The sequence below is a fragment of the Kitasatospora sp. NPDC094028 genome, assembly GCF_049543595.1.
Classification (GTDB): domain Bacteria; phylum Actinomycetota; class Actinomycetes; order Streptomycetales; family Streptomycetaceae; genus Kitasatospora.
In genome coordinates this window covers 110264-120903 of sequence record NZ_JBMVFA010000011.1, presented here as the reverse complement: position 1 = coordinate 120903, position 10640 = coordinate 110264, and the positions used below count along the sequence as shown (strand labels likewise).

Annotated in this window: 9 protein-coding genes; 6 read left to right on the top strand and 3 right to left on the bottom strand. The window is 71.3% G+C overall.

Features of this window, described 5'->3' with window-relative positions:
* The first annotated feature begins 55 nt into the window (after positions 1 to 55).
* Positions 56 to 1213, top strand: coding sequence for a sigma-70 RNA polymerase sigma factor region 4 domain-containing protein (locus ACPC54_RS18915; RefSeq protein ID WP_498966082.1), 1158 nt, complete (start codon positions 56 to 58; stop codon positions 1211 to 1213).
* Between the two features lie 64 nt (positions 1214 to 1277).
* Here the strand turns inward: ACPC54_RS18915 and ACPC54_RS18910 are convergent, their stop codons facing one another.
* Complete coding sequence (locus tag ACPC54_RS18910; protein WP_498966081.1) at positions 1278 to 1916, bottom strand: nucleotidyltransferase domain-containing protein; 639 nt, start codon at positions 1914 to 1916, stop codon at positions 1278 to 1280.
* A gap of 709 nt (positions 1917 to 2625) precedes the next feature.
* On the opposite strand from ACPC54_RS18910, the gene ACPC54_RS18905 reads away from it, so the two are divergent.
* From ACPC54_RS18905 to ACPC54_RS18885, 5 genes are all read left to right on the top strand, one after another.
* Entirely contained in the window at positions 2626 to 3318 is a 693-nt protein-coding gene (locus ACPC54_RS18905; protein ID WP_498966080.1) for a phosphotransferase family protein, read from the top strand.
* A 56-nt stretch (positions 3319 to 3374) separates the two neighbouring features.
* Positions 3375 to 5741 carry a methyltransferase, FxLD system gene (gene fxlM, locus ACPC54_RS18900; RefSeq protein ID WP_498966079.1) on the top strand — a complete coding sequence of 789 codons (2367 nt, stop codon included), beginning with the start codon at positions 3375 to 3377 and terminating at the stop codon, positions 5739 to 5741.
* Between the two features lie 132 nt (positions 5742 to 5873).
* Positions 5874 to 6638 carry a PIG-L deacetylase family protein gene (locus tag ACPC54_RS18895; RefSeq protein WP_498966077.1) on the top strand — a complete coding sequence of 255 codons (765 nt, stop codon included), beginning with the start codon at positions 5874 to 5876 and terminating at the stop codon, positions 6636 to 6638.
* Positions 6639 to 6673: 35 nt separating this feature from the next.
* Positions 6674 to 7456, top strand: a complete 783-nt coding sequence (locus tag ACPC54_RS18890; RefSeq protein ID WP_498966076.1) for a phosphotransferase family protein — start codon at positions 6674 to 6676, stop codon at positions 7454 to 7456.
* Positions 7457 to 7488: 32 nt separating this feature from the next.
* Positions 7489 to 8184 (top strand): SpoIIE family protein phosphatase, encoded by a 696-nt coding sequence (locus ACPC54_RS18885; RefSeq protein WP_498966075.1) that lies wholly within the window; start codon positions 7489 to 7491, stop codon positions 8182 to 8184.
* 78 nt (positions 8185 to 8262) lie between these two features.
* Here the strand turns inward: ACPC54_RS18885 and ACPC54_RS18880 are convergent, their stop codons facing one another.
* Complete coding sequence (locus ACPC54_RS18880) at positions 8263 to 8778, bottom strand: GNAT family N-acetyltransferase (RefSeq protein WP_498966073.1); 516 nt, start codon at positions 8776 to 8778, stop codon at positions 8263 to 8265.
* 348 nt (positions 8779 to 9126) lie between these two features.
* The gene (locus ACPC54_RS18875; RefSeq protein WP_498966071.1) at positions 9127 to 10509 is read right to left on the bottom strand and encodes an NsdA family TPR-like regulatory protein; all 1383 of its coding nucleotides are present in this window, start codon (positions 10507 to 10509) and stop codon (positions 9127 to 9129) included.
* Positions 10510 to 10640: the final 131 nt, after the last annotated feature.

Here is a 10640-nt window from a genome sequence, read left to right as displayed (position 1 = left end):
CATCAGCTCACCCAAAACCCGGACAGAATCGGCCCGTTGGACAACCCTTGGACATATGACCGTTCCCCAGCCGCGCCTGTCGCCCGAGGCCGTCCGCGTCCAGCTCTCCCGGCTCCGCCAAGGCCCCGCCCTCGGCCACCCCGGCGCGGTGACGGCTCTCAGTGACCAACTGCGCTCGCTGCTGCTGGAGCGCCAACCGCCGCTGGCGGGCTCCGCCAGCGAGACGACGCGCCTGCTGGCCGCTCTTCGCCGGGCGATCGACAGCCTCAGCCCGCACGAACGCCGCTACGCGGTCGCCGACTTCAACCTGGTACCGGAGCACTCGTGGCCGACCCTGAGCGAGCGGCAGGAGTCCCTCGCCCGGGTCCTCGGCTGCTCGACCAAGACCGTTCGCCGCCACGCTGGACAGGCACTGGACACCCTCGCCCTGCTGATCTCCGACGGCAGCTACCTCGCCGCCCCGGCCGGCATCGCCACCGCCGACATCGGCACTGTGCCGTCCGACGTGGCGGGCCGGTTCTTCGGCATCACCGACGCCGCCAACGTGCACGTGGTCTGCTCCGCCTTACCGGCCGGCGCCGACCGTCAGCGCGGCAGGGACGAGCTGTTCGCCCGCTACGCGGGCTTCGCCGACCTGGACGCCCTGTTCTACGTGCGTGTACGCCTGGCACAGGCGTTCCCCGCCGCCACCATCCGCGACTTCTACCCCGGCGAGTACTACAACGCCGACCCCGACAGCGTGGTCGTGCTGGGCGCCCCGCACCGCAACAGCGTCTACGCCGACTTCCTACCCCACCTGCCCTACCGCTTCAACCAGCTCCCGGACGCTGCCATCGCCTTCCCCGACCATGGCGTGCGCCTCGCACCGCAATGGACGCCCGAGGGTGAACTGCTGGCCGACATCGCCGTCATCACCCGCCTCACGCTCGCCCAGGGCACCACCGTGGTCCTGCTCGGCGGCTGCCTGACCCTGGGCGTCCTCGGCGCCGCCAAATGCCTCCTGGCCGCCGAGCACGGCCGGCGCAACACTGCCTACCTGGACAGCCTCGCCCCGACCGGGGACCTCATCGTCGTCACCACCACCCGCAAGATCGGCGGCATCACCGACACCCCAGACTTGACCGCCACCGAACCCCTGCTCGTCCTCACCCGCGACGGCGGGGGCGCCTTCACCGTCCGACTGGACAACACCACCCAGCAGCCGAACGGCTAACCGACCCGACTGCCCGCTTTGGTGACCAGCCGGTCGACGATGAGTGGTCGACCCCGGGGACGTGCTACCCCTCCAGCTCCGCCAGCCACGGATGCCCGGGGTGCACGCGCTCCAGCCACCCGCTGAGGACTTCCTTCCGCGTCCGGCTCAGCAGCGGCAGCGCCCCCTCGAAGTCCGCGTGGTCCTTGAGCCTCGGCGCCTTCGCCTTGAACAGCAGCACCACCTCCGGCACCAGGTAGGGGATCCCGTCCGCCGTTCGCTCGATGATCGCGTCGTAGGGCAGTCGCAGACTCTCCTCCCGCCGACAGATCCACGTCGCGCCCTCGTGAGGCTCCCGGAAGATGTCGAACAGGAACCGGCCGCTCGCCGGATCGCGCACCCAGGTCTGGCGTGTGGCCGCAAGCGCCTCGGCTCCCGCATTTGCCCAGACCCGCCCCGAACCCACCGCGTCACAGACATACTCCGGGAAGCAGTCCCGAACCTCCCGGAATCCCGCCGCGGGCACGGCGATCTCCAGATCGCCATGCGGCCGTGACTGCCCCCCGCGGAACAGGTCCAGCGCCCAACCCGCCGCGACGCACCAGGGCACGCTGACCCCACTCAATCGTTCAGCGACCTGTTCCGGTCGCCAGGCGTCCGCCCACCGGGTATCCAACTCGGCCGCATCGATCACAGCGCCGCCGGGCGGCAGGTATTCGGTCATCGTCACAACGTACTCCCGAAGCCCGACCTGGTCGGTCCGCCTTCCGTGGCAGAACCCCTGTTCAGCCATAGCTCGGTGACGGTCCATCAAGACTTCTGGCCCGGCACAGGGCTTGCCGACACAGCCGCGGGTCGACCTCCGCGGAGCCGCCAAGTGACGCTCAGCCAAGGTCAACGAAGTCGTGACACGAGCTGGCCCGTGCGAGGTACGCGCAAGGGGACACGACGTGATCTTGGTCTGAGATGCGAGCCTGGGGGACGGAGTACCCCGCGTGGGAACCTGATCGGGGGAACGGGCTCGAGCGGTCCGACCGAGTGGCTACGATCTGCGTAAGCTCGATCACGCGACGGCGTTTCAGCCCCTGGATGGTGCCGTGCTGGCACGGTCGCCTCGCCGGAGACGCCGGCTGGGGTGGCGGTCCTGGTGACGGCCCCGGCCAGCGCTACCTCGGAAGCCTGACCGTCTGAAGTTCCACTCAGTGTGAGTCCTCTGGACGCCTGTTCTCGTGCAGACCGAGCTGGCCCACAGCCGCAAGGGGGTCTGGGGCTCTCCATGATGTTCCGATCCAATCGGCGAGGAAGGGGGCACAGTGCGCAACACCGCGGCGGCGAGGACTGCTGTACGGCTTCCCCGGATTCGAACGCATCGCCTCGGCTGCGGTCAACGGTCAGTCAGAAGGTCCGTCCACAACGAGGCGTACCGGAGCTGGGTGCCAGCTCTGGGTCCGGCCGCGCCCCGCCTGGTGGCCGCCGACCCGCAGCTGCGGGCCATCGTCATCACCGCGGTGCCCGGCCGGTCCCTGCACGGCGCCGTCCACCCGCCCAAGGAGCAGCAGCAGATCTTCCACCGCATCGGGGAACTCGCGGCCGCGATCCACCACAGCCGACCAGCGCAGCCGAGCAGCGGGGCGCCGGCAGCGTTCGGGAAGCTGGAGCGGCACCTGGCCGCCGCCCGCGCCCACCTCGCCCCAGGCGACGAGGACTTCATCCGCCAGGTCACCGCGAAGGCCGACCGGCTGCCGGAACTCGAGCACGTGCCTACCCACGGCGACTTCCAGCTGCGCAACCTCCGCTGGGACCAGGCCACGGGCACGCTGTACGTGATCGACTTCGAGCGTTCCGAACGGGGCCCAGCCCTACGGGACTTCATCCGCCTGTCCGACGCCTGGTTCGGACGCCCGGACCTGCACGCGGCCGTGATGGCCGGCTACGGCAGGCACCTCTCGCAGGCCGAGGAGGAGCACCTCGCCGTCCACCAGGTCCTCGATGCCGTTTCCGGCATCCAGTTCGGCATCTCCCACGGCGACCCCGAGCTCGTCGAGCGAGGCCGCCGCACCCTGGCCCAACTGCGCGCAACCCGCGGCAGCGGGATCGCCCCGGCAGCGTCCGAGGCTTCCCCCTGAGAGACCCGGCCTCGACCAGTCCGGCAACGACCGACACCCAGAAGTGGAGCAGCAACGTGGGGCACATCCCGCAGCAGGAGTGGGAGCAGCACTTCGCGGAGGGCCTGGGCTTCAGGCCGCTCGGCGCCGCCGAGCGGGAGCTGCTGGCCGCGCACGTCCCCGCCCCCGAGGGCGGCGGGCGAGCGCTCGACGTCGGCTGCGGCACCGGCGAGCTGGCCGTCCACCTCGCCGGCGTGGGCTACACCGTGGACGCCGTCAACTTCACCGACAGCGCCCTGGCCCGGGCCAGGGCAGAGCAGGGTGACGTCGAAGGCGTGCACTGGCTGCGCCTGGACATCGAGCGCGACGACCCGGCCCCGCTGCACGAAGCCGGGTACGACCTGGTCGTCCTGCGCCTGACGTACCCGTTCCTGCACGACCGCGGGCGCGTGCTGCACGGCCTGGGTGAGCGGCTGCGCAAGGGCGGTGCGCTCGTCGTCATCACCCCGGTGGTCGAGCACACCCCGGCCGAGCGGCGCGCGATCGCCCTGGACGAGGACGAGATCGCCCTGGTCACCGCCGGCTGGGAGACAGCGGAGCAGCTGGACGCCGACGGGCTGGCCGTCCTGGTCCTGCGCGGCCCCTGCCACGCCGACGCCCGGGCGGTGGAGAAGTCGCCGACCACCGGCCACGCCCTGACCGGTGCGCTGGCGGTCGTCACCGATGCTGCCGGGCGGGTCCTGCTGGGCCGGAGCCGGCGCGGCATGCTGGAGCTGCCCGGCGGAAAAAACAGCGGGCCGGAGGGCTTCGCAGCCACCGCGGTGCGCGAACTCGCGGAGGAGACGGGCCTGGTCGCCGACCCGGGCGACGCCCACGTGCTGACCATGCTCCTCGACGACAGCCACGGCGTCCCAAGGCTCACGGCGGTCGTCCGCATCACCAGCTGGAGCGGCGAACTGGCCGTCAAGGAGCCGGCGCTGTTCGCCAGGTGGGAATGGTTCGACCTTCACTCCCTGGCCTGCGCCGGTGACATCTTCGCCCCGGCCGCTGCGGCGCTCGACGCCGTCTGGCCCGGGGTCCTCCCCACTCCGCCGGCCGTGACCGCCTACCCCCTCGCGGTCGACCAGCCCCCCGTTCCCGGGGAGCCGACCCAGGCCGTCCGGCTGCGCGAGGCGATGACGCAGATGGTCATCGACGGCGGCTGGGCCCCCTCCGAGCGGGTCCAGGAAGCGCTGCGGACGGTGCCGCGTCACCGCTTCGTCCCCGAAGCCGACCTTGAGAGCGCGTACGACGGCGGGGATCGGGCCGTCACCACCCGGCGCGACGAGAGCGGCAGGACGACCAGCTCCGTCTCCGCGGCCTGGCTCCACGCCGACATGATCCGCAGCTTGGATCCGGCACCGGGAGCGGTCGTGTTCGAGGCAGGCTCCGGGGGCTACAACGCGGAGCTGCTCGCCCACGTCACCGGGCCCGAGGGGCGCGTGGTCACCGTGGACATCGACCCGTGGGTGGTGCGGCGCACCCGCCGGTTCACTGCGGAGGCCGGCAGCGGCAGGGTCACCGCCGTCGAGGTGGACGCCGCCCTCGGTGCGCCCGCGCACCTCGTGCCGCGCGGCGGCTTCGACGCCAGCGTGATCACCTACAACTGCTGGGACATCGCCCCGGCCTGGCGCGAGCAGCTGGTCGAAGGCGGCCGGCTGGTCCTGCCGCTCGAGATCGGCGGCTACACCCGGGCCATCACCTTCGAGCGACGCGGCCAGGTCTTCCACGCGCGCGGCTTCACCTACTGCGGATTCGTCCGCGACCAGGGACTGCAAGCCCGCTCCATCCCCTCCGTCGACCTCCTCCAGGGCGAGCTGACGCTGCGCTTCGAGCACGGCACCGCCCTGCCCACGCAAGGAGTGGAGGAAGCGCTGCGTAGACCGCGGCACGAGGCCCCCACCGGCGTGACCATGGGGGCGAACACGTTCTTCGGCTCGCTGCAGCTGTACGTCGCCACCACACTGCCCGGCTTCTGCCGGCTGGCTGCCTACCTTGACCCGGCCGACGGCGTCACCGCGATCGCCAAGGGCCGGGACGTGCCCGCGATCCTCGGCGACGCCTCGCTGGCTTACCTGACCTACGTCCAGACCCGCGACGGCGAGCGCCCCGAGGACAAGGAGTGGGCGTGGATCGTCCATGCCTTCGGCGCGCGGGGGCCGCAGCTCGCCGAGCAGATGGTGGCAGCAGTGCAGGCCTGGGATCGCACCGTGCGCGCCGACGACAACAGCAAGCACGCCGACCCGGTGCTGACCGCCTACCCGGCCGGCACTCCCGACGAACTGCTGCCCGCGGGCCACGTGGTGGACAAGAAGCGCTGCCGCCTGGTCGTGCAGTGGCGGGGGCACACCGAGGCCCTCCCGCCGGCCACCGAGGACGAGCAGGTCATGCAGAACATCGGCTGATCGCGGCACCCCACCCCGCCGATCGCCGACCACGCCGGCGCGCACCGCCGCGCCTCCACCGCTGCCGGGACCCGACGGCCCTGCGTCCCTTCGGGTCCCGGCAGCACCACCCGCCACTTCCAGGAGCCAGTCATGCCCCACCTGCCGAGCCTGCTTGCCGTGGCCGCCCATCCGGACGACGAAGTGCTCGCTTTCGGCGGCGTCCTCGCCCAGCACGCCGAGGCGGAAGCGCGCACCGCCGTGGTCACCGCCACCTGGGCCCCGGACACCCACCGCGCGGCAGAGCTGGCCGACGCCGTCAGGATCCTCGGAGCGGGAGAGCCGCGACTACTCGGCTACGCCGACCACCGCGTCCCGGACTCCTCCACCGGCCCGCGGCTGTGCGATGCGCCGCTGGACCGCGTGGTCGAGGACATCGTGCGGCACATCCGATCGTTCCAACCCGACATCGTGATCACCCACGACGCCTACGGAGGCCTCACCGGGCACCCAGACCACCTCCAGACCCACCGCGCGGTCGTACTCGCCGTCAGCGCCGCAGGCCTCGAACACCACTATCCGCAGGCCGGCGCACCCTGGCAGCCCGCTGCGCTGTACGCGGCGACCCACCCCCACTCGGCGGTCGCGGACCTGGGCCCGCTGCTCACCCGGGTGAACAAGTCCGTGCTCAGCGTGCCCGACGAGCTGGTCGACGTGGCCGTCGACGTGCTCCCGTGGGTGCCCACCAAGCTGGCCGCGATCCTCGCCCACCGCAGCCAGGTCGAACGGGAGAGGCCCCTGCCCGGAATCCTGGCCCGCCTTCCCGAACCGGAAAGGAACCGGATCATCGGGACCGAATACTTCACGCGCATCCACGTCCGGCCCACGGCCAGCCGGGCAACCGCTCTCACCGCCTGACCACGCCCCAAGCAGCCACAACGGGAAATGACGACATGAAGAAATATGACGCCTGCGAGCCGTCTGCTGATCCAGTTGCCGAGGCGCCTGCCGCAGCTGATCGGATCCCGCTGACCGGCGGACGGCTGACTGCCGGAATCGTCCGGGTCGGCAACTCCGTGCGCAGGCCCATTACGGATTCCTCCGAATTCGTCCACGCCCTCCTCGACCTGTTTGAGCAAAGAGGCTTCAGCGGCGCGCCGAGATACCTCGGACAGGAAGACGGAATGGACATCCTCAGCTATCTGCCAGGTGACGTGCCGACGCGCTTCCAGACGTGGGAGGATCGCCAGGTAGAGGCCGCAGGCGGACTCCTCCGAGCCATGCACGAGGCGTCACGAGAAAGCAGCTTGGCGGGCAGGTTCCCAGTGGTATGCCATCACGACCCCGGTCCGAACAACGCCGTCTTCCGCAACGGCCTGCCAGTCGCCTGGATTGATTTCGACACGGCCGCTCCAGGTTCACCCATGGAAGATTTCGGCTATGCCGCGTGGACGTGGTGCATCGCCTCCAAAAGCACCGCTCCGGTGAAGCGGCAGGCGGAGCAAGTGAATATCCTCGCGGACGCCTACGGCCTCCAGAGGCCGGAGCGTGCCGCAGTGGTCGACGCCATCCTCGAGCGGCAGGCACGTAACGCGAGGTTCTGGGCTGAGCTCATGGCCTCGCCCGAGACTGCGCCCGCCGAGCCCGGGGTGCTGGCTTCGCGGATCGAGTGGAGCCGCCGGGAGCTCGCGTTCACCACCGAGAACCGGTCGGTGTTCGAGAAAGCGCTGGCCTGAACAGCCCAGACCCAGACCAAGGAGAGGACCTGATGGACCAGCACGTCACGATCGGCGCCGCCCAGCGGCCGGGCACGAAGCCTCCCTGCGCGGACGGGTACGACGTCCAGTACACCGACGACCGCGTCACCATCGCGGTCGTCGACGGCGCCGGGCACCACCCCGACACGGTGCGGTACGTCGGCATCGCCCCCGCCGTCATCACCCACGTCGGTGCGACCCTCGGCGGCCTGGCCGGCCTCATCACCGCAGGGAGGATGGCCCACGCGTACCCCAAGCCACCGCACGTCTCCGCCATCTACGCCCGGGTCGACCCCGGGAAGGCCGTTGGCCTCCACTGGATTGGCGACTGCCGCGCCTACGGGTGGAACGGAGAGGCCCTGACCTGCTACAACACCATCCAGACCATGGGGACGCTCCTTCGTACCCACGGCGGCGTTCCGGTGGAGATCAGCGATCGGTACGACGAATGGGCGCGACTCGGACTAGCTCAGGCAACGGAGACGACCTGCCGTGAAGCCGAGATCCCCGAGGAAATCCGCTTGGTCATGCTCTGCTCCGACGGCATCCCTGACCACGTCGAGCAGTCCTCCTGGCGGGAGCTGTGCGCGGAGCACGCCGACGCTCCGCAGGCCCTCGCCGACGCCCTGGTCGCCGCCGCGGTCGAGAACGGCGCCGGCTACCGCGACGACGCCACCGTCGTCGTGCTGCTGCGCCGCAACGCGTAGGCCCGACCGGGCCTCGGGCGAGCCCACCGGCTCTGTCGCCGTTGCCGACCTCCCCGTGCTCACCGTCTGCCGGGGGGTCTAGGCGGGCAAGCCGGGGCGTCGGCGGGGTGACGGCGGGACGGTCTTCTTCAGCGCCCGGTTGATGCCGGGGTTGCGCCCGGGGACGTACGAGCGGATCGGCGTGTAGCCGGCAGCGGTGTACAGGGCGAGGGCGGCGGCGTTGCGGACACCGGTCAGCAGGATCTCGGTGTGGCCGCGGCCGAGCGCATCCTGCTCCAGAGCGGTGAGGATCCGGCGCCCGAGCCCCTGCCCGCGGGCGGGCGGGGCGACGTACATCCTCTTGATCTCGGCGGCCGAGGGGCCGAGGGTGCGCCAGCCTCCGCAGGCCAGGGCCGGTCCGTCCCCGAGGCGGGCGAGGAGGAACTGGCCGTTCGGAGCGTCGAATTCAGCGCAGTCGGTGGCCTCGGGGTCGTCGGCACTGCCGTAGGTGGCCAGTTGCTCCTGGTGGAGGGCTTGGGTGAGGGCGCGGGCGTCGACGGTCCAGTACGGGACGGCGGTGAGCGTCCACTGAGGGGCGGCCTGGCGCAGCGTCATGGTGTCGATAGTGCCGTACGGAGGGCGTTCAGTGCATCCCCGTGCCCGGCAGCGCGCAGTTGCCGGCCAACGGCGGTACGTGGGGTAGCGGCCGACGAGTTCGGGGGTGAGGTGCTGGGCCTCGGCGGCGCTTGCGCTGCTGCCCGCGACGCGCAGCCGGGCGCCGGTGGGCAACCGGTCAGCGAGGGACGGGCAGAGGGGTGCCGGGGTGCCCGGCGGTGGCCGACCGGCGCCCGATGCCCCGGCGGTTCGGGAGCTGGACGCGGCGAGCGCGGCGTCGCACTCCAGCAGCGGGTGGTCGAGGAGCGTGGTGACGACCGGAGCGGCTCGCCCCTACGGTGCGGGGGCTCAGTTGAGGTGGGCGAGCCCGGCTCGAGCGTGGTGGATGAAGTCGAGCACGCGGGGCTCGGTCCTCCATGGCTCCAGCGCTCCGATCAGGTCGAGTACGTAGCTGCGGGCCCGTGGTGAGTGGACCTGTCCGAGTACCGAGACCGCTTCGCGGCCCATGTGGAGGCCTCGGTCGAGGTCGCGCTGCTGGAGGTAGGCGGTTCCGACGATCGCCAGGCGCATACCGACGGAGCGGGTGTAGCTGCCTTGCGGCATGGTGTCGGCTTGGCGGTTCCAGGCCAGGGCCGCGCGGGGGTTGCGCAGGTCGCGGTAGATCTCGGTGGCGTCGGCCGCGATCCGCTCGTGGGTGAAGTAGGCGAGCCAGTCCGGGTCGCGGGTGCCGGGGCGAATGCTCTCCAGGAGTTGTTCCGACTGGCGGAGGGCGGCGGAGGCGGCGGGTGCGTCGCCGAGCCGGGCGTGCGCGCGGGACTCCATCAGCTTGATGAAGGCGAGGACGCGGGGGGCCGCGACCCTCTTGCCGCGGTCGTAGGCCCCTTGGGCCATGTCCACGGCCTTGTCGGCGTCGCCCGCGAGGAGGGTCTGCAACGCCATCGTGCCCAGGATGTACGAGCCCGCCTGGACGTCGCCGCCAGCGCGGGCCATGGCCAGGGCCTGGATGAAGTACCGCTGGGCGGCGTCGTGGTGACCGGTGTCGACCGCGGACCAGCCGACCACCCTGGACAGCTCCGCGGTGGCGGAGAAGAGGTTCTTGCCGACCACCTCCGAGTAGCGGCCGTTCAGCAGCGGCACGGCCTGCTGGGTGAGGCACTGGCTCACCGACGACGCCTTCCAGTGACCGCCTCCGAACCGGCTGTCCTGTCGGCGGGCGTCGTCGGCCGCCGCCCAGAGCTCCTCGACATCGCTCTGCCCGACGAACCGGGTGCCGCGCGGAGGCGGCGGGGCGGCCTCGGGGACCGCCAGCCAGCGGGTCACCGGGGTGGCGTAGGCGGAGACGGCGAAGCCGGTGCTGGCGAGGAACTGACGACGGTGCACGTTGCTCCAGTAGGCGGTGGCGCCGCGCACGGCGGCGGTCGGGTCCCTTGGGAAATCCAACCCCATCGTTGCCAGCGGGTCGTTCACCCCGGCCATGCCGATATCCGCCTCTGTGAGGTGCCGGCCGAGACGTTCGCCCAGCGCAGCGGCGACGAGAGCGGGGATCGGCTGGCGGGGCGGCAGTCCCCCAAGCCAGCGAAGAACACTCGTATGGGTGTACTGCCGGGACAGGCCGGCATCCCGTGCGAGTTGGTTGACGCGGTGCGCGAGGGCCTTGCGGCTGTACCCGGAGCTCTCGAAGATCCGGGCGAGGTCGGCGTTGCCTGCGGGTCGGCGCGATTCGTCGTCCAAGACATCCCCTTCCGACTACCCGTCTCGGCCTGGGGTCACGAGGCGGGAGACGTCAGCCTAGACCTCAACTCGCCTTTGGGTGAACCCGGTTGAAGAGCAATGAACCCCCCTTGTGAACCTCCTCGCCGGCG

Coding starts and splice junctions, on each gene's coding strand:
- ACPC54_RS18885 (WP_498966075.1), top strand. CDS start 7,489: ATGGACCAGCACGTCACGATCGGCGCCGCCCAGCGGCCGGGCACGAAG.
- ACPC54_RS18910 (WP_498966081.1), bottom strand. CDS start 1,916: ATGACCGAATACCTGCCGCCCGGCGGCGCTGTGATCGATGCGGCCGAG.
- ACPC54_RS18890 (WP_498966076.1), top strand. CDS start 6,674: ATGAAGAAATATGACGCCTGCGAGCCGTCTGCTGATCCAGTTGCCGAG.
- ACPC54_RS18880 (WP_498966073.1), bottom strand. CDS start 8,778: ATGACGCTGCGCCAGGCCGCCCCTCAGTGGACGCTCACCGCCGTCCCG.
- ACPC54_RS18895 (WP_498966077.1), top strand. CDS start 5,874: ATGCCCCACCTGCCGAGCCTGCTTGCCGTGGCCGCCCATCCGGACGAC.
- ACPC54_RS18915 (WP_498966082.1), top strand. CDS start 56: ATGACCGTTCCCCAGCCGCGCCTGTCGCCCGAGGCCGTCCGCGTCCAG.